The following is an 18,042-nucleotide window of genomic DNA, read 5'->3' as shown; positions in this document are numbered from 1 at the left end:
CATGACCCCCCACTTCCGTCGCAACGCCATCGGCGCTGCCGTTCTTTCGCTCGCCTCGGTGGCGAGCCTGGCCCAGACCGCCGACTCCGCCCCTGCTGCCCCTGCCGCTGACCCCTCCAGCCTGCGCGAGGTCACCGTCACCGGCAACCCGCTGGGCGCGAGCGACCTGATTGCGCCGACCACCTCGCTGTCGGGCGACCGGCTGCTGCTGCGTTCCGAATCGACGCTCGGCGAAACGCTGAACAACCTGCCCGGCGTGAGCAGCAGCTACTTCGGCCCCAACGCCAGCCGCCCCAGCATTCGCGGGCAGGACGGCGACCGCATCCGCATCCTGCAGAACGGCGGCGGTGCGCCCGACGCCTCGGCGCTGAGCTACGACCACGCCGTGCCCGTCGATGCGCTGGTGACCGAGCGCATCGAGGTGCTGCGCGGCCCGTCGGCGCTGCAGTACGGCGGCAGCGCCGTGGGCGGCGTGGTCAACGTGATCGACAACCGCATCCCGACCGAGCCCATCAACGGCTTCGGCGGCCGTGCCGATCTGGGCTACGCCAGCGGCAACAAGGAAAAAAGCGGCGGCGTGCTGCTCGAAGGCGGCAACGACCGCTTCGCCCTGCACGTCGACGCCTTCAACCGCGATTCGAAAGACATGTCGGTGCCGATCGACCTCGAATGCAGCAAGCCCGGGCGCCCGTCGCTCGCGCGCCGCATCTGCAATTCGCAGAACCAGGCGAACGGCGGCGCGGTCGGCGGCACGCTGTTCTTCAGCCAGGGCTGGATCGGCGCCTCGGCCAGCACCTACCGCAGCAACTACGGCACGGTGGCCGAGGACGAGGTGACCATCGGCATGAAGTCCGACCGCTACGCGCTGGAAGGCGAGTGGCGCCCGGGCGGCTTCATCCGCAGCATCCACGCCAAGGTGAGCCGCACCGACTATCGCCACACCGAGTTCGAGGGCGCCGAGGTCGGCACCACCTTCTCGAACCTGAGCAACGACCTGCGCATCGAGGCGCGGCACGAAAAGATCGGCAACCTCGAAGGCCTGATCGGCTTCAGCCGCGAGACCAACCGCTTCGCCGCCGACGGCGCGGAGGCCTTTGCGCCGCACAGCCGCACGCGCTCCAACGCGCTGTTCCTGCACGAAGAGCTCGGCACCTCGTGGGGCCGCCTGAGCTTCGGCGCGCGCACCGAGAAGGTCACGGTGCGCTCGCTGGGCTACCCCGACGACCTGTCGGTGACGCGCTTCGCCATCGGCGAGCGCACCTTCAACCCGCACAGCGCGGCGTTCGGGGCGCTGGTCAACCTCACGCCGCAGTGGCAGCTGACCTCGAACCTGGCCTACACCGAGCGTGCACCGAAGGACTACGAACTGCTCGCCAACGGCCCGCACGTGGCCACGGCGGCCTGGGAAGTGGGCGACCCGAACCTGGGCAAGGAAAAGTCCACCGGCTTCGACCTGGGCGCGCAGTGGAAGTCGGGCCCGAACACGGCCCGCGTGAATGCATACGTCACGCGCTTTCGCAACTACATCGGCCTGACCGCGTCGGGCCGCACGCTCGACGAAGAAGGCCAGGTCGTCACCGACCCCGAGGCCACCGACACGCTGGCCGAGTACCGCTACGGCGGCATGCGCGCGCGCTTCACGGGCATCGAGGCCAACGGCAACCTGCGGCTGCTGGGCGCCGACGGCTTCGCGCGCATGGCCGACGCGGGCACGCTCGACCTCGAGTGGCGTGGCGACATCGTGCGCGCCAAGAACCTCGACACCGGCGAGCCGCTGCCGCGCATCGCACCGCTGCGCCTGGGCGCCACGCTGGCCTACGGCAACGGGCCGTGGACCGGGCGTGTCGGCTTCGACTACAACGCCGCGCAGCGCCGGGTGCCCGACGTGGGCGCGCGCGAGACGGATGCGTACACGCTGTGGAACGCGTCGATCAGCTATCGCATGAAGGTGCAGCGCGCCAACCTCACCTGGTACGCGCGCATGGACAACATCGGGAACAAGCTGGCCTACACGCCGACCTCGATCCTGACGACGACGGTGTTCCCGAAGGCGCCGCTGCCGGGGCGCTCGCTGAAGGTGGGGTTGCGCGTCACGTTCTGATCGCGGTGTTTCTCCCTCCCCCGCTGGGGGAGGGCAGGGGTGGGGGCAAGCGACCTGTGATGAGGCAACGGCTTCTGCAAGCGCCGCGTGCCCCCATCCCAACCTTCCCCCAGCGGGGGAAGGAGCAAGGCAATCGCAGAAATCGCTCGGCTATCCTCGCCGGGTGAATTCCTTCGTCATCTCCTCGCTCTTTCCCGTCGTCCTTCTCATTGCCGCCGGCTACCTCGCCGGACGGCGCCGATGGATCGGTGGCAATGCGGTGAAGGACCTGTCGAATCTCATCTTTTTGCTGCTCGCGCCCGCGCTGCTGTTCCGTGCCATGAGCACGGTGCACGTGCAGGAATTGAGCCTGAAGCCCGTGGCGGCGTACTTCATCGCCTCGGGCCTGCTGTTCGCAGGCACGCTCGCGTGGCGCGGCTTCAACCGCACGGGCGCGGTGCTCGCGCTGGCCAACACCTACAGCAACACCGTGATGATCGGCATCGCGCTGATCGGCCTGGCCTACGGCGAGGCCGGCATGGTGGTGCTGCTCACGCTGATCTCGCTGCATTCGCTCGTGCTCATGACGAGCGCCACCGTGGTGCTCGAGCTGGCCGTGGCGCGCGAGCATGCAGTGAGCGGGGCGGAGCGCCGCTCCATGGCGCGCACCGTGCTGCGTGCGCTGCGCAACGCCATCATCCATCCGGTGCCGCTGCCCATCATTGCGGGGCTGCTGTTCGCGCAGACGGGGCTCGTGATGCCCGAGGTGATCGACAAGCCGATCCAGCTGCTCGGCCAGGCCTTTGGGCCGGTCGCGCTGGTGATGGTGGGCATCACGCTCGCGCTCACGCCCATCGGGCGCCACTGGCGCGGCGCGCTGGTGCAGGCCCTGGTGAAGAACCTCGTGCACCCGTTGCTGGTGGCCCTCATCGGCTGGCTGCTGGGTGTGCGCGGCATTCCGCTCACGGTGATGGTGGTGGCGGCGGCACTGCCCATCGGCGCCAACGTGTTCCTGTTCTCGCAGCGCTACCGCAGCGCCGAAGACCTGGTCACGGCCAGCGTTGCCGTGTCGACCGTGCTGGCGCTGGGCACGCTCACGCTCGTGATGATCTGGGTGCAGTGGTTGCCCTGACGCTCCGCATTTCCCCCACGCTTTTCGCGAACTTTTGCCCGACTGGGCGACAGCGGTAGCCCTATGCCGTTTGGCAGGGCTGGCCGTTTGGTGGGCTGGCGAGCGGCGTTCGCGCCCCTACATTTGCCGGCTGATGACGATCTACCCGGCGCGCGTTTCGCCCCTTGCCCTTGCAGTGACGGCGGTGGTCGCGACGGTGATCGCGCTGCACAGCGCGCGCGCCCATGCGGCGGGCGAGGCCAAGCCATGCCGCACGCCGTGCCTGGCGGTTCCCCAACCGGCTGAGGCTCCGCAGGCCAAGGAAGCAGAGCCCAAGCCCGCCGTCGTGCGGCCGGCACCGAAGCCGCGACCGCAGATCACCGCCACCGCAGCCCCGGCGCCCGAGGCGCATCGCGCGCCCGCCGAGCGACGCCCCGCGCCATCGAAACGCTGCAGCGAGATCAACATGCGCGCCGCCGTCGGCGAGCCGCTGTCGGACCAGGACATGAAGATTTTAAGGAGCCAGTGCTGATGACCACGAAGACGAACACCACCGTCCCCCGAACCTTGTGGCGTGTGCTGGCGCTGTGTACTGCTGCGCTGCTGGCCGCCGCCTGCGCGCACCGCCCCGCGCCCAGCAGCGCCATGCCCTTCGACCAGGCCGTGACCCAGGCGGTCGACGACCTCATGGTGCAGACTCAGAAGCTGCCGGCTTTCCTGGCCAAGGTGGAGTCGACGCTCACGCAGCGCCGCATCGTGATCGACCCGCTGCTCGAAGGCGCCAGCGGCCAGCAGACCGAGGTGACGCGCGTGGCCGAACAGCGCATCGTGCAGCGCATGCAGGCGCAGTTCAGGCAGTTCACCGTGACACCGTTCAATGCCAACGAAATCGGCAACGCGCAGTACGTGCTCAACGGCACGTTGGTGCGCGACAAGGACGCCTCGAGCGCGCCGTACCGGCTGAACCTGGCGATGACCGAGATCAAGAGCGGCATGGTGATCGCGCAGTCGGTCGCGCGCATCAGCGACGCGTCGCTCGACACGCGGCCCACCGCCTTCTTCCGCGACAGCCCGGTCAATGGCAAGGACCGCGGCGTCGAGGGCTACATCCGCACTGCCGAGACGCCGGCCGGGCAGGCCGCCGACGCGCTGTACCTGGAGCGCCTGCCGACCGCGACCGTGCTGCAGGAAGCCACCGCCGCCTACGAGGCCGGCCGCATGAGCGAGGCCCTGAGCCGCTACGAGGCCGCGTCGAAGCGGTCCGATGGGCAGCAGCTGCGCATCTACAGCGGGCTGTACCTCACGCAGTCGCAACTGGGCCGCACGGCCGATGCCGAGCGCACCTTCGGCACGCTGGCGCGGCTGGGGCTCGAGAGCAACAACCTGAGCGTCAAGTTCCTGTTCAAGCCGGGCTCGACCGACTTCCTGGCCGACCCGAAGATCAGCGCGGCCTACCCGATGTGGCTGCGCCAGATCGCGCGGCAGGCGGCGCAGATCGATTCGTGCGTGGTGGTCACGGGCCACACGAGCCGCACGGGCTCGGAGGCTGTCAACGAGCGGCTGTCGCTGCAGCGCGCGACCAGCGTCAAGGCGCGACTGGTGGGCGAGGCGCCGCCGCTGTCGAAGAAGCTGCGCGAAGCCGGCATGGGCTTTCGCGAAAACATCGTCGGCACGGGCGCCGACGATGCGAGCGACGCGCTCGATCGGCGCGTCGAATTCAAAGTTGCGACCTGCGAGGCTTGAACCAGGGTCAGGGCGCGAGGCGTTCGCGCATCCAGTCGGCGCCTTCGAGTCGATAGCGCAGCCGGTCGTGCAGCCGGCTCTTGCGGCCCTGCCAGAACTCCCATCGGTCGGGCACCAGCCGGAAGCCGCCCCAGTGCGGCGGACGCGGCGGCGAGAGCAGGTGCCTGGCGGCGTAGACGGCGGCGTTCTTCACCAGCACGTCGCGCCCGCTAATTACTTCGCTCTGTGGGCTGGCCCAGGCGCCGATGCGTGAATCGAGCGGGCGGCTGGCGTAGTAGGCGTCGCTCTCCTCGGCGCTGACCCGTTCCACGCGGCCTTCGATGCGCACCACGCGCTCCAGCTCGACCCAGTGGAACTGCAGCGAGGCATACGGGTTGCCCGACAGCTCGCGGCCCTTGCGGCTGTCGTAGTTGGTGTACCAGACGATGCCGCGCGCGTCGTAGCCCTTGATGAGCACGATGCGGCTGGACGGCCGCAGGTCGCTGCCCACGGTGCACAGCGTCATCGCATTGGGCTCGGGAATCTGCGCGCCGATGGCCTCGGTGAGCCAGCGCTCGAACTGCTGGAGCGGGTCGGCGGCGCTGCGGGTCTCGTCGAGCTCGGCGCGCTCGTAGCTCTTGCGCAGCGCGGCCAGCGCGTCTTTGGAAAGAGGAGAAGTCATGCCGGGATTGTTGCGCACATACTTCGCCCATGACGACGACAGAGGCGAACTCCCCGACCGTGATCGTGCTGGCCTCGGGCCGCGGCGAGCGCTTCATTGCCGCCGGCGGCACGGGCTCGAAGCTGAAGGCACTGCTCGCGGGCAAGCCGGTGCTCGAACGCACGCTCGACGCGGTGCGCGCGAGCGGCTTGCCGTGGCGCCTGGAAGATGCCGGTCACCCCGGCATGGGCGACTCGATTGCCGCGGCCGTGCGCGCCACGCCCCATGCGGCGGGCTGGCTGATCCTGCCGGGCGACCTGCCGCTGGTGCAACCCGCCACGCTGCGGGCGGTGGCCGCCGCGCTTGGCGGGCGGGTGAATGCCGTGCAGCCGCAGTACCGGGGCGAGCGCGGGCACCCGGTGGGATTTGCGGCGGGCTGCTGGGCGCAACTCGCGGCGCTGGAAGGGAACATGGGCGCATCGTCCGTGCTGCGGGCGATGCATGCGATCGATTCGGTCGTCGATCTGGCGGTGGACGATGCCGGCGTCGTGACCGACATCGACACGCCCGAGGCCCTGGCGCAGGCCGAGGCGCTGTGGCAGGCGCGTGCGGGCGCCTGAGTACTCACGCTTTTTTCTTAGTTTTGAGCAACGACCGCGCAGAGCACGCGCGGGCCGGCGTTGCCGGCGGGCTGCGTCGTGAAGTCGTCGCGGTCGCGATGCACCACCAGGGCGCGGCCACGCACGTTGTTGGCGGCACCGTCGGTCAGCGAGATCGCGTGGTTCTCGACGCTGAAGCGTGCCACGCCGCTGGCATCGGCCACGAGGCTGGGCAGTTCGCCGGCATGGCTGCCGGGCGCGGAGAACTTGCCGTGCGTGCCGCCGGCCGGGTTGAAGTGGCCGCCTGAGGCGTTGCCGTTGTTGCCGCAGTCGCCCTTTTCATGGATGTGGAAACCGTGCTCGCTGCCCGGCGCCAGGCCGCGCACTTCGCCGGACACGCGCACGCCGTGGTCGAGCGCGGTGAGCGTCACCGAGCCGCGCGCGGGGTTGGGCGTGACGGCGGCGGTGGGCGTCAGCTCGACCGTGGTGCTCGGCTTGCCGCCCATGCTGCCGCAGGCGGCGAGCATGGCAGTGGCGAGGAGGGCGGTGCCAGTGGCGAGGAGACGTCGATGGATCATTGGTTTTCCTTATTGAACGGGGTGGAGGGTTGGGAGGACGCGGTGTCCGAAGACCCCGCAACGTATACCGGAGCCGGGGCGGCCCCGCAATCGGCCGGTGTCTGAAATGGCGGCTCGGCGGCCAGCGCCACCAGCCGCGCCAGCGCCACGTCGTGGATCGCATGGCGCTGCAGCTCAAGGAAAGTTTGGCGCGCGTAGTCGAGCGAGCTGCCGTAGCGGCCCACGGCATTGGCGAAGATGTGGCGGTAGCGCTCGTCGCTGAGCTCGCCCGTGAAGTTGGGGCTGTGCCGCGAGAGCGTGAAGGCCAGCGCGCGCACCGGCCCTTCGGCCGTGCCGCATTGCAGCCACTTGGGGTCGTACACGCCGGTCGGCATCTCGCGCAGCCAGAGGCGCTTCAGCGTCTCCAGCCCTTCGGCCTTCGGCACGCGGAACACCACGCCCCGGCAGCTGCCGCCCGAGAGCAGGCCGAACACCAGGCCCGGCGTCTGCACGCTGCCGCGGTTGACCCGGCTCCACATCTTGAGCGCGCGGTGCCAGCCGTGCACCGAGGCCGCGCGCCGTTCCGCAAAACCGAACTCGGGCCGCCAGATCAGCGAGCCGTAGCCGAACAGCCAGAGATCGTCGCGGCCGCCCCAGTCGGCGATCGCACGTTCCAGCATCGGCTGCGGGTCGCGCAGCGGACGAGGCATCGGGTCGAGCCCCGGCGGACCGGGGTCCGGCGCGCCGGCTGACACGGGGGTGTCGGAGGGGGCGCCTACAATTTCGTGATCATGGTTCACCGCACCATTATTTACCGACCCCTTTCCTACGGAGATCGCGCTTCCATGAACAACGACGACAGCCAGCAGAATTTCGCCCTCGGCTTCCTGGTGGCATTGATCGCGCTCGTGATCATGTTCGTGATTGGCGTCGCCTTCTGGCACAAGGGCCTGGGCGCTGCGACAGTGCAGGCGAAGCCCGCTGTCGCGGCTTCTGCGGCTGCGCCCGGCGGCGCAGTCTCGGTGACCGAAGTCACCGAGACCGTCACCGTGGTGATCCCCGACGGCGCCAGCATCCGCGTGGTCGGCGGCGTGGTGAACTTCTACTTCGCGACCGGCAGCGCCGACCTCGCACCGGGCGCCGCCGAGGCGCTGGCCCTGGTCATCAAGGGCGTCGAGGGCGGCCGCAAGGCGGTGGTCTCGGGCTTCCACGACACCACCGGCGACGCCGCCGTCAACGAGGAACTCGCCAAGAAGCGCGCACAGATGGTGCGCGAGGTGCTGGCAGGCCTGGGCGTGCCGGCCGAGAAGATCGACCTGCAGAAGCCCGCCGTCACCGCCGGCTCGGGCAACAACGCCGAGGCGCGCCGCGTCGAAGTGAAGCTGGTGGACTGAGCGCCCTGCGCATCCGCACGACGAAGCCCGGCCTGCCCGGGCTTTTTCATGCGCCTCAGGTGCTGCCGCGCACGACCAGCTCGTAGTCCAGCTCGATGCAACCGGGCTGCGCCAGCGTGCCGCGCATGAGGCCCAGCAGCATCTCGGCGCCGGCCTGGCCGACTTCGCTGCGCGGCGTGCGCATGGTGGTCAGCGGCGGCACCATCTGGTCGCTGCCGGCCAGGTCGTTGAAGCCGGCGATGGCGATGCGCCCGGGCACCGGCACCTGCAGTCGGTTGGCGGCCAGCAGCCCGCCCTGCGCGATGTCGTCGTTGCAGAAGAAGATGGCATCGATGTCCGGCATGCGCTGCAGCATCTCCTCGAACAGGCGTGCGCCCAGCGCAATCGACGAGCGCTCGGGGCTGAGCATTTCCAGCCGCGCGTCGTACAGGCCGGCCTCGCGCAGGCAGCGGCGATAGCCCTCGGCGCGCTGCAGCACGCGCGGATCGAGCTGCGCGCCGCAGAAGGCGATGCGGCGGTGCCCGCGCTCCAGCAGGTGGCGCGTGACGGCGGCGCCCGCGTCCACCTGCGAAAAGCCCACGCAGGCCACGCCCGGCGCGGTGCTGGTTTCCATCAGGTGCACGCAGGGCACGCCGCTGTGCGCGATGAGCTGGCGCGCCGTCTCGCTGCGGTCGAAGCCGGTCACCAGCAGGCCCGCGGGGCGGTGGGGGAGGTAGGTGCGCAGCAGCAGTTCTTCTTCGGCGCTGTCGTAGTGCGTCACGCCGATGAAGGGCTGGTAGCCCACGGGAAAGAGCGTGCGGTGCACGGCTTCCAGCAGGTCGACGAACAGGGTGTTGGACAGCATCGGCACCAGCACCAGCACCTGGCTGCTGCGCTGCGACGCCAGCGCGCGGGCGGCCGGGTCGGGCACGTAGCCCAGGCGCTCGGCCGCTTCGCGCACGCGCAGGGTCAGCACCGGATCGACGCCGCGCTCGCCGCGCAGCGCGCGCGAGACGGTGATCGGGCTGACGGACGCGGCGCGCGCCACGTCGTCGAGGGTGATGCGGCCACTGGAGCGGCGGGTGCGGCGGGGCGCGTCGGTCAAGGGTAAATCCGGAGAAAGGTGAAGCTCATTGTTCTATAGGATAGCGCTATCCATCAAAGGGTTAACAAGTAGTTTGCGACTGCAAATAAGGTGCAGGCCAGCCGTTTTCCCTCTGAGCGACAATTGAAGAGAACCCCGATTGCCCTGGCCCGAGCCTCCGCCCGGGCCTTTTTTTGATTCCCAATGGACAGCGCTATCTCAAAATTTCAACCGCAGGCCCTCGTGGTCATGGGCGTGTCCGGATGCGGCAAGTCGAGCGTCGGGGCGGCCTGTGCCGAGGCGTTGGGCTGGACGCTGCACGAGGGCGATGCGTACCACGCGCCCGAAAGCGTCGCCAAGATGCGCGCGGGCACGCCGCTCACCGACGACGACCGCGCCGGCTGGCTGGACCGGCTGGCCGACCTGCTGGCGTCCCCGCCCCAGGGCGCCGGCCGGGTGCTGACCTGTTCCGCGCTGCGCAAGCGCTACCGCGACCGCCTGCGCCAGGCGGTGCCGTGCCTGGGCTTCGTGTTCCTGTCGCTGGACTACGAGGAGGCGCTGGCGCGCGTGCAGTCGCGCGCGGGCCATTTCTTCTCGCCGGCGCTGGTCGCGAACCAGTTCGCCACGCTCGAGTCGCCTGCCGGCGAGCCGGGCGTGCTGGTGCTCGACGCCACGCAGCCCATGGCGGACCTGGTGGCCGCCGTCGTCGCCTGGGCCGCCGCACCTGCTTCCGCTTCAACCACAGGGCGCGACACGCCGCCCGGAGACATCGCATGAGCCACGCTCCCCCATCTCCCCCATCTCCCCCATCTCCCGCCACGCAGCCGGCGCGCCGCAAGCCGGCGCTTCAGCGCCTGGCCGAACTCTTCATGGTCGTGGCGCTGGCCGGCATGGTCGTCGCGGTCTTCGTGAACGTCGTACTGCGCTATGTGTTCGCCACCAGCATCGTGTCGTACGAGGAAATCTCGCGCCTGCTTTTCGTCTGGCTGGTGGCCGTGGGCACCATCGTCGCGGCCTTCGAGGGCAAGCACCTGGGCTTCGACATGCTGACCTCGCGCCTGAAGGGCGGCCCGCGCAAGGGCCTGTTCTGGCTGAGCCAGCTGCTGGTGGCCGGGTGCATGGTGCTGCTGCTGAAGGGCGCGTGGGCGCAGGTGGTTGCCGGCATGGAAAGCTTCAGCACGGTGCTGGGCTATCCGTTGGCGCTCGGTGCTGCCGCCACGCTGGTGCTGGCCGTCGGCCTGCTGGTGGCGCTGGTGTTCGACCTCGTGCGCGGCGAGCCGCCGGCGAGCGCGGGCGGCGTGGGCGACATCGAGTGAGGACGGCACCGTGATCGTTACCGCTCTCTTCCTGATCGTGCTCATCGGCGGCATGGTGATCGGCATGCCGATCGCCCATGCGCTGGTGCTGACCGGTGTCGCGCTCATGTGGCACCTGGACTTCTTCGATGCGCAGCTGCTCGCGCAGAACCTGCAGGCCGGCTTCGACAACTTCCCGCTGCTGGCCGTGCCCTTCTTCATCCTGGCCGGCGAGCTGATGAACGCGGGCGGCTTGTCGCGCCGCATCATCGACCTGGCCCGCGCATTCGTCGGGCACATTCCCGGCGGCCTGGGCTTCGTGGCCATCGGCGCCGCCGTGCTGCTGGCATCGATGAGCGGCTCGGCCATTGCCGACACCGCCGCGCTCGCCACCATCCTGCTGCCGATGATGCGCGAGCAGAAGTACCCGCCGAGCTACAGCGCGGGCCTGCTCGCGTCGGGCGGCATCATCGCGCCGATCATTCCGCCGTCGATGCCTTTCGTGATCTACGGCGTGACGACCAACACGTCGATCAGCAAGCTGTTCCTGGCCGGCGTGTTTCCCGGCCTGATGATGGGCGCGTTCCTGATTGGTGCCTGGTGGTGGATCGCCCGCAAGCACAAGCTGCCCGCCATGGCGCGCGTGGCATGGGGCGCGCGCATGAAGGCGCTGCTGCACAGCTTCTGGGCCATGATGATGCCGGTCATCATTCTGGGCGGCCTCAAGGGCGGCATCTTCACGCCCACCGAAGCCGCCGTGGTGGCCGCGGTGTATGCGCTGATCGTCTCGATGTTCGTGTACCGCGAGATGACCTGGGCCGGCCTGTACGAGGTCTTCCTCGCCGCGGGCAAGACCACCGCCGTGGTGATGTTCCTGTGCGGCGCCGCGACCGTGACCGCCTACATGATCACGCTGGCCGACCTGCCCAACCTGCTGGCCGACAGCTTCGCTGGCGTGATGGGGGACCCCATCGTCTTCATGGCGCTGATGATGGTGTTCCTGCTGGTGGTCGGCACGGCGATGGACCTGACGCCCACCATCCTGATCTTCGGCCCCGTGTGCGCGCCGCTGGCCATGAAGGCCGGCATCGACCCGGTGTACTTCGGCTTCATGTTCATCTACGTGGGCTGCATCGGCCTGATCACGCCGCCCGTGGGCACCGTGCAGAACGTGGTGGCCGGCGTCGGCAGGCTGCGCATGGAAACCGTGATCAAGGGCACCACGCCGTTCCTGCTCATGTACGTGCTGCTGGCCGTGCTGTTCGTGCTGTTCCCCTCGCTCATCACGGCACCGCTGGCCTGGATGCACTGACCCGCCGATCCTTTCCTTTTCTTTTTCCTTTTTCTTCCTCTCGTTCCCCTTTCGATACTCAGGAGACTTCCATGCGCATCCGTTTCGCTCTCGCCGGCCTTGTGGCCGCACTCGCCACCGCCGGCGCCGTCCAGGCGCAGGACTTCAAGCCGCGCATCGTGCGCTTCGGCTACGGCCTGGTCGACAACTCCAACCAGGGCCGCGCCGTGCGCCTGTTTGCCCAGGAAGTCGAGAAGGCGTCGGGCGGCAAGATGAAGATCCGCGGCATCGGCAACGCGGCACTCGGCTCCGACACGCAGATGCAGCAGGCGCTGATCGGCGGCGCGCAGGAAATGATGGTCGGCTCCACCGCCACGCTCGTGGGCATCGTTCCCGAAATGGCCGTGTGGGACACGCCCTTTCTCTTCAGCAATGTGAAGGAAGCCGACGCCGTGCTCGACGGTCCCGTGGGCGAGAAGGTCAAGGCCAAGCTGGAGCCCAAGGGCATGGTCGGCCTGGTCTATTGGGAGAACGGTTTTCGCAACCTCACCAACAGCAAGCGCCCCGTCAACAAGCTCGAAGACATGGGCGACATCAAGCTGCGCGTGATGCAGAACAACGTGTTCCTCGACAGCTTCAAGGCACTGGGCGCCAACGCCGTGCCGCTGCCGTTCTCGGAGCTGTTCACCGCCCTCGAAACGCGTGCCGTGGACGGCCAGGAGAACCCGTTCAACACTGTGGTGTCGAGCAAGTTCTACGAAGTGCAGAAGTACCTGACGGTGACAAACCACGTCTACAGCCCCTGGATCGTCACGGTCAGCAAGAAGTGGTGGGACACGCTGAGCCCGGCCGAGAAGAAGGTGCTGCAGGACGCCGCCGTGAAGAGCCGCGAGTTCGAGCGCAAGGACACCCGCGAGGAGGCCACCAAGGCGCTGGCCGAACTGCGCACCAAGGGCATGCAGGTGAACGAACTGCCCGCCACCGAGGCCAACCGCATGCGCGAGAAGCTCACCAGCGTCAACAGCGGCATCGCCAAGTCCGTGGGCCAGGAGACCTGGGACGCGGTCAACGGCGCCGTGGCGCAAGTGCGCGGCAAGTAAGCCCTTTCCCCTCGGGCGAAGGCGGTTTCGCACCGCCTTCGTCACTTTCGTGCCGGGTGTGGGGTTTACCATGAAGGCCCCAGCCAGCCGGCGCATTCACAGCCCCAGCAAGCATGCCACTCCACGACACCGTCCAAGCCGTCACCCGACGCATCCGCGAACGCAGTGCCCCCACCCGCACCGCGTACCTCGAGCAGATCGACGCCTACAGGCACCGTGACCGCGGCGCCGACCGCATGGGCTGTGCCAACGTGGCGCACGCCGTGGCCGGCATTCCGGCCAACGACAAGTTCAAGGTGGTGGCCGAGCGCGCGCCCAACATCGGCATCGTCACCGCCTACAACGACATGCTCTCGGCCCACGCGCCGTACCAGGGCTACCCGGACATCATCAAGCACGAGGCCCGCCGCCACGGCGCGACCGCGCAGGTGGCCGGCGGCGTGCCCGCCATGTGCGACGGCGTCACGCAGGGCACGCCCGGCATGGAGCTGAGCCTGTTCAGCCGCGACCTCATCGCCATGAGCACCGCCGTGGCGCTCACGCACGACATGTTCGACGGCGCGTTGATGCTCGGCGTGTGCGACAAGATCGTGCCGGGCCTGCTCATCGGCGCGCTGCACTTCGGCCACCTGCCCACCGTGTTCGTGCCCGCCGGGCCGATGCCCTCGGGCCTGTCCAACACCGCCAAGTCGAAGGTGCGCGAGCAGGCGGCGCAGGGCCTCGTGGGCCGCCAGGGCCTGCTCGAGGCCGAAATGGCGGCCTACCACACGGTCGGCACCTGCACCTTCTACGGCACCGCCAACAGCAACCAGATGCTGCTCGAGGCCATGGGCCTGCATGTGCCCGGCACGGCCTTCATCCAGCCCGGCGACGCCATGCGTGAAACGCTCACGCGCGAGGCGGTGCGCTCGGTGCTCGGCAAGGCCAGCGACACCGCCTTCAACTGCCCGCCGATCGGCGAGATGGTCGACGAGCGCTGCATCGTCAACGCCATGGTCGCGCTGCTGGCCACGGGCGGCTCCACCAACCACCTGATCCACTGGGTGGCCGTGGCGCGCGCCGCGGGCATCCTCATCGACTGGGACGACTTCTCCCAGCTGTCCGACGTGGTGCCGCTGCTGACGCGCGTGTACCCCAACGGCAGCGCCGACGTGAACGAGTTCCAGGCCTGCGGTGGTCCGGGCTTCGTGATCGGCGAGCTGGTCGAGGCCGGCCTGATGCACGCCGACGTGCTCACGGTGCGTGCCGGCGGCATCCGCGAATTCGCGAACATCCCGTCGCTGGTCGGCGAGAACACGCTGCAGTGGACGCCGGCCGCGCCACTGCAGAAAGAAGCCGTCACGCGCCCGGTATCGAGCCCCTTCAGCGCCACCGGCGGCCTCAAGCTGCTCGGCGGCAACCTGGGACGCAGCGTGATCAAGGTGTCGTCGGTGCCCGACGACCGCCATGTCATCGAAGCACCGGCGCGCGTGTTCGACTCGCAGGCCGCGCTGCACAAGGCCTTCACGGCCGGCGAGCTGGAGCGCGACGTGGTCTGCGTGGTGCGCTGGCAGGGCCCGCAGGCCAACGGCATGCCCGAGCTGCACAAGCTCACGCCGCCGCTGTCGGTGCTGCAGGGAAAGGGCTTTCGCGTGGCGCTGGTCACCGACGGTCGCATGAGCGGCGCCTCGGGCAAGATCCCGGCCGCCATCCACGTGTCGCCCGAAGCCGCGGCCGGCGGCCCGCTCGCCAAGGTGCGCGACGGCGACCTGATCCGCCTCGACGCCGTAGCGGGTACGCTTGCCGTGTTGCTGCCCGACGATGAATGGGCCGCACGCGAATCCGCCGTGCAACCCGAAGCGCAGCGCTTCGCCGACGGACGCGGCCTCGGCCGCGAACTGTTCACCGGCATGCGCCGCAATGCACTGGCCGCCGAAGAGGGCGCCTGCTCTTGGCTGTGAACACCAGCATCGCCCGCCAGCGATGCGCAACGCAACGACGTACTGGAGCTATGACATGACAGACAGACTCACCCCCCTCGACGTGATGCGCGACGCGCCGGTCATCCCGGTCATCGTGCTGACCGACGTGAAGCACGCCGTGCCGCTGGCGCGCGCGCTGGTGGCCGGCGGCATCCGCATGCTCGAAGTCACGCTGCGCACGCCGCAGGCGCTGCAATGCATCGAGGCCATCGCCAAGGAAGTGCCTGAAGCCGTGGCCGGCGCCGGCACCATCCGCAGCGCGGCCGACGCGCAGGCCTCGGCGCTGGCCGGTGCCAAGTTCGGCGTGAGCCCGGGCTACACGCGCTCGGTCGGCAAGGCCTGCCACGACCTCGGCCTGCCGCTGTTGCCCGGCGTGGCCACCGGCAGCGAAATCATGACGGCGCAGGAAGACGGCTACACCCAGCTGAAGTTCTTCCCCGCGCTGCAGGCCGGCGGCCTGCCGATGCTCAAGGCCTGGCAAGGCCCGTTCGGCGACGTCACCTTCTGCCCCACGGGCGGCATCCATGCGGGCAACGCGGCCGAGTTCCTCGCGCTGTCGAACGTGGCCTGCGTGGGTGGTTCGTGGATCGTGCCGACCGACGCCATCCGCGACGGCGACTGGGCCCGCATCGAGCAACTGGCACGCGCCGCGAGCCAGCTGCCGCGCTGATCATGAGCGCCGATTTCGACGCGAGCGACCTCAAGGTCATCGCGTTCGACGTGTTCGGCACGGTGGTCGACTGGCACAGCGGCATCGCGGCCGAGGTCGAACGCGTGCTGCCCGGCGTGGACGGTGCGGCCTTTGCGCTCGCCTGGCGCGCCGGCTACCAGCCCGCCATGAAGGCCGTGATGGAACGCATCGCGGCCGGCGAGGGCGGCTTCACGCTGCTCGACGAACTGCACCTGAGCATGCTCGAACAGGTGCTGCACGACTTCAGCCTGGCCGACCAACTCGACACTGCCGCCAAGCGCGACCTGAGCCGCGCCTGGCACCGCCTGCCGGCCTGGCCTGATGCGGTCGAGGGCCTCACGCGGCTCAAGAAGAAGTTCACAATCTGCACGCTCTCCAACGGCAACATCGGCCTGCTCACCGAAATGGCCAAGCGCGCCGGCCTGCCCTGGGACTGCGTGCTGTCGGCCGAGGTGTTCAAGGCCTACAAGCCCGACCCGCGCACCTACCTTGGCGTGGCGGGCGTGTTCGATGCGACGCCCGGGCAGGTCATGCTGGCCGCGGCACACCACGACGACCTGGCGGCCGCGCGCGTGTGCGGCCTGAAGACGGCGTACATCGAGCGGCCCCACGAGTTCGGCCGCGCCCAGCCGAAGGACGTGTCGCCGCAGCCGGACAACAGCCTGCATGTGCGCGACATCGTCGCGCTGGCTGATCGGCTGGGCTGCTGATCGATCAGTCTGTGATGAGCTTTTCCACCGTGCGCAGATTGCGCGTGGTGGTGCTCGACTTGTAGCGGGTCTTCGCCAGCAGCTTCGCCACCGGCGTCTCCAGGCTTTCGCCGCGCGGGCATTGCCAGTACAGAACGCCATCGCCGCGCACCAGCTGTTCGACCTCGGCATCGACCGTGCCGGCCTTCTCGATGATCTCGTCGAGCATCGCGGCATCGGAGCCGAACACGATGTACGGATGGTGCGTGTCGTCGATGCGTTCGAAGGGGTAGCCTGCCGCCATGTCGGCCACCTGCTGCTGCGTGCGCAACACGATCCACGCCTCATAGCCGAAGCACTGGCGCAGCGCTTTCTCGATGCGTGTGCGCAGCGCAGCGGCATCGGGCGCGTCGGAGTCGAACAGCACGTTGCCGCTGGCAAGCACGGTGCGCACCGCGCCGAAGCCGAGTTCGTCGACGAACAGCGCCTTCAGGTCGGCGCTCTTGATCGTGATGCCGTTGACGTTCACGCCGCGCAGCAGGGCGACGTAGCGCGTCAGCGGTGCCTGCTTCTTCTTCGGGCTTGCCATGGCGTTGCGTGCTGCCCGAAACGACTCAGCGCAGGCCGCCGCCCGACGCGTTCTCGTTGCGCTGGATCAATTCAATCTTGTAGCCGTCGGGGTCCGTCACGAAGGCGATCACCGTCGTGCCGCCCTTGACCGGACCGGCCTCGCGCGTCACATTGCCGCCCGAAGACTTGATCTTGTCGCAGGCCGCGTACGCATCGGGCACGCCGAGCGCGATGTGGCCGTAGGCGGTGCCGAGTTCGTAGCTCTCGGTGCCCCAGTTGTAGGTGAGTTCGATCTCGGCCTGATCAGGGTTGCCGTTGCCGTAGCCGACGAAGGCCAGGCTGTACTTGTACTCGGGGTTTTCCGACGTGCGCAGCAGCGTCATGCCGAGCACCTGCGTGTAGAAATCGATGGAGCGCTGGAGATTGCCAACGCGCAGCATGGTGTGGAGAAGTCGCATCTCGTGGGTCGTGTCGTTATGGGGGGAAGGGCTATTGTCGCCCTCTGATCCTGGCGATCAAGCCGCCAGCGTCAGCAGGTGTGCCTGGTGCTTCTTCAAGAAATCCATCAGGTGCTGCGGGTACTCGGGCACCACCGCCGCGCGCACGCTCGGACGTGCCGACAGCGCATGGCGCCAGGCGTTCACCTTGGGCAGCGCGTCGAACAGGTGCGAATCGCTGATCGCGTCGAACACCTCGAAGTAGCGGAACACCGGCGCGAACACCGCATCGACGAGGCTGAAGGTCTCGCCCGCGAAGTACGGGCCTTGCCCCAGCGCAGCTTCGACGCGCGCGAACTTGGCGGCCAGCGCCTCGCGCTTCTGCGCGAACACGGCGGCGTCCTGCGTGGTCTCGTAGCCCCACAGGTCGGCGAGGATGGCCGAGCCGAATTCCATCCATGCGCGATGCTGCGCACGTGCGAGCGGGTCTTCGGGGTGCAGGCGGGCGCCGGGTTGCGTCTCTTCAAGGTATTCGCAGATCACGTTGCTCTCGAACAGCACGGCCTCGGTGCCGCCGGGCTGCTGCACCTTCAGCAGCGGCACCTTGCCGAGCGGCGAGATGTCGAGAAACCATTGGGGCTTGTTCGCGAGATCGATGACGACGCGCTCGAAGGGCACGTTTTTCTCGTGCAGCGCGATCGCGGCGCGTTGCACGTACGGGCACAGCAGGTGGCTGACGAGGGTGAGGACCTGGGGCATGGGGGCGTTCCGTTCTCGAAGAAGTGGGTGATCTGGATCGCCGCGATTCTTGCGATCCTGAA

20 protein-coding genes are annotated in these 18,042 nt (G+C 68.8%); 13 read left to right on the top strand and 7 right to left on the bottom strand.

The features are described 5' to 3' along the window. Nucleotide 1 precedes the first annotated feature (1 nt). From IG196_RS21540 to IG196_RS21525, 4 genes are all read left to right on the top strand, one after another. Entirely contained in the window at nt 2-2,101 is a 2,100-nt protein-coding gene (locus tag IG196_RS21540; RefSeq protein WP_192192938.1) for a TonB-dependent receptor, read from the top strand. 163 nt (nt 2,102-2,264) lie between these two features. Then, entirely contained in the window at nt 2,265-3,212 is a 948-nt protein-coding gene (locus IG196_RS21535) for an AEC family transporter (protein ID WP_192192937.1), read from the top strand. 133 nt (nt 3,213-3,345) lie between these two features. Continuing rightward, entirely contained in the window at nt 3,346-3,723 is a 378-nt protein-coding gene (locus IG196_RS21530; RefSeq protein WP_192192936.1) for a hypothetical protein, read from the top strand. Beyond that, nucleotides 3,723-4,934, top strand: coding sequence for an OmpA family protein (locus IG196_RS21525; RefSeq protein ID WP_192192935.1), 1,212 nt, complete (start codon nt 3,723-3,725; stop codon nt 4,932-4,934). The genes IG196_RS21530 and IG196_RS21525 overlap by 1 nt, the downstream gene beginning before the upstream one ends. Nucleotides 4,935-4,941: 7 nt before the next feature. Here IG196_RS21525 and pdxH read toward each other — a convergent pair whose 3' ends face one another. Next, nucleotides 4,942-5,595 (bottom strand): pyridoxamine 5'-phosphate oxidase, encoded by a 654-nt coding sequence (gene pdxH / locus IG196_RS21520; protein WP_192192934.1) that lies wholly within the window; start codon nt 5,593-5,595, stop codon nt 4,942-4,944. A gap of 29 nt (nt 5,596-5,624) precedes the next feature. Here pdxH and IG196_RS21515 point away from each other — a divergent pair, with 29 nt between their 5' ends. Continuing rightward, the gene (locus IG196_RS21515; protein WP_192192933.1) at nt 5,625-6,194 is read left to right on the top strand and encodes an NTP transferase domain-containing protein; all 570 of its coding nucleotides are present in this window, start codon (nt 5,625-5,627) and stop codon (nt 6,192-6,194) included. Nucleotides 6,195-6,211: 17 nt separating this feature from the next. Here IG196_RS21515 and IG196_RS21510 read toward each other — a convergent pair whose 3' ends face one another. Both IG196_RS21510 and IG196_RS21505 read right to left on the bottom strand, forming a co-directional pair. Then, complete coding sequence (locus IG196_RS21510; RefSeq protein WP_192192932.1) at nt 6,212-6,751, bottom strand: superoxide dismutase family protein; 540 nt, start codon at nt 6,749-6,751, stop codon at nt 6,212-6,214. Beyond that, complete coding sequence (locus IG196_RS21505; protein ID WP_192192931.1) at nt 6,748-7,440, bottom strand: gamma-glutamylcyclotransferase; 693 nt, start codon at nt 7,438-7,440, stop codon at nt 6,748-6,750. The genes IG196_RS21510 and IG196_RS21505 overlap by 4 nt, the downstream gene beginning before the upstream one ends. Before the next feature lie 135 nt (nt 7,441-7,575). Between IG196_RS21505 and IG196_RS21500 the strand changes: the two genes are divergently transcribed. Continuing rightward, nucleotides 7,576-8,124 (top strand): OmpA family protein, encoded by a 549-nt coding sequence (locus IG196_RS21500; RefSeq protein ID WP_192192930.1) that lies wholly within the window; start codon nt 7,576-7,578, stop codon nt 8,122-8,124. Nucleotides 8,125-8,179: 55 nt separating this feature from the next. Here the strand turns inward: IG196_RS21500 and IG196_RS21495 are convergent, their stop codons facing one another. Beyond that, nucleotides 8,180-9,208 (bottom strand): LacI family DNA-binding transcriptional regulator, encoded by a 1,029-nt coding sequence (locus IG196_RS21495; protein WP_101489452.1) that lies wholly within the window; start codon nt 9,206-9,208, stop codon nt 8,180-8,182. Between the two features lie 228 nt (nt 9,209-9,436). Here IG196_RS21495 and IG196_RS21490 point away from each other — a divergent pair, with 228 nt between their 5' ends. The 7 genes from IG196_RS21490 to IG196_RS21460 all read left to right on the top strand — a co-directional run bounded on the left by IG196_RS21490 (nt 9,437) and on the right by IG196_RS21460 (nt 16,235). Beyond that, complete coding sequence (locus tag IG196_RS21490) at nt 9,437-9,964, top strand: gluconokinase (RefSeq protein WP_192192929.1); 528 nt, start codon at nt 9,437-9,439, stop codon at nt 9,962-9,964. Next, on the top strand, nt 9,961-10,503 hold the full coding sequence (locus IG196_RS21485) for a TRAP transporter small permease (protein ID WP_192192928.1): 543 nt from the start codon (nt 9,961-9,963) through the stop codon (nt 10,501-10,503). Before IG196_RS21490 ends, IG196_RS21485 begins: the two co-directional genes overlap by 4 nt. Nucleotides 10,504-10,513: 10 nt before the next feature. Next, nucleotides 10,514-11,794, top strand: a complete 1,281-nt coding sequence (locus IG196_RS21480; protein ID WP_101489455.1) for a TRAP transporter large permease — start codon at nt 10,514-10,516, stop codon at nt 11,792-11,794. Between the two features lie 71 nt (nt 11,795-11,865). Beyond that, nucleotides 11,866-12,873 carry a TRAP transporter substrate-binding protein gene (locus IG196_RS21475; RefSeq protein WP_101489456.1) on the top strand — a complete coding sequence of 336 codons (1,008 nt, stop codon included), beginning with the start codon at nt 11,866-11,868 and terminating at the stop codon, nt 12,871-12,873. Nucleotides 12,874-12,986: 113 nt separating this feature from the next. Then, complete coding sequence (gene edd, locus IG196_RS21470; protein WP_192192927.1) at nt 12,987-14,813, top strand: phosphogluconate dehydratase; 1,827 nt, start codon at nt 12,987-12,989, stop codon at nt 14,811-14,813. Nucleotides 14,814-14,868: 55 nt separating this feature from the next. After that, a complete protein-coding gene (gene eda, locus IG196_RS21465) occupies nt 14,869-15,504 on the top strand; it encodes a bifunctional 4-hydroxy-2-oxoglutarate aldolase/2-dehydro-3-deoxy-phosphogluconate aldolase (RefSeq protein ID WP_192192926.1) in 636 nt (211 codons plus the stop codon). Between the two features lie 2 nt (nt 15,505-15,506). After that, complete coding sequence (locus IG196_RS21460) at nt 15,507-16,235, top strand: haloacid dehalogenase type II (RefSeq protein ID WP_192192925.1); 729 nt, start codon at nt 15,507-15,509, stop codon at nt 16,233-16,235. Nucleotides 16,236-16,239: 4 nt separating this feature from the next. On the opposite strand, the gene IG196_RS21455 is transcribed toward IG196_RS21460, so the two are convergent. Genes IG196_RS21455 through IG196_RS21445 form a run of 3 tightly spaced genes read right to left on the bottom strand, consistent with a single transcriptional unit; the run spans nt 16,240 to nt 17,980 of the window. Continuing rightward, the gene (locus IG196_RS21455) at nt 16,240-16,803 is read right to left on the bottom strand and encodes a DUF1697 domain-containing protein (protein WP_192192924.1); all 564 of its coding nucleotides are present in this window, start codon (nt 16,801-16,803) and stop codon (nt 16,240-16,242) included. A gap of 25 nt (nt 16,804-16,828) precedes the next feature. Then, the gene (gloA, locus tag IG196_RS21450) at nt 16,829-17,242 is read right to left on the bottom strand and encodes a lactoylglutathione lyase (protein WP_192192923.1); all 414 of its coding nucleotides are present in this window, start codon (nt 17,240-17,242) and stop codon (nt 16,829-16,831) included. A 57-nt stretch (nt 17,243-17,299) separates the two neighbouring features. Next, nucleotides 17,300-17,980 (bottom strand): glutathione S-transferase family protein, encoded by a 681-nt coding sequence (locus tag IG196_RS21445; protein WP_192192922.1) that lies wholly within the window; start codon nt 17,978-17,980, stop codon nt 17,300-17,302. Nucleotides 17,981-18,042: the final 62 nt, after the last annotated feature.

Origin of the sequence: Variovorax sp. 38R (assembly GCF_014843395.1) — a bacterium.
Taxonomy (GTDB): domain Bacteria; phylum Pseudomonadota; class Gammaproteobacteria; order Burkholderiales; family Burkholderiaceae_C; genus Variovorax; species Variovorax paradoxus_H.
The sequence above is the reverse complement of the archived record's forward strand: the minus strand, read 5'-3'. Positions and strand labels throughout refer to the sequence as shown.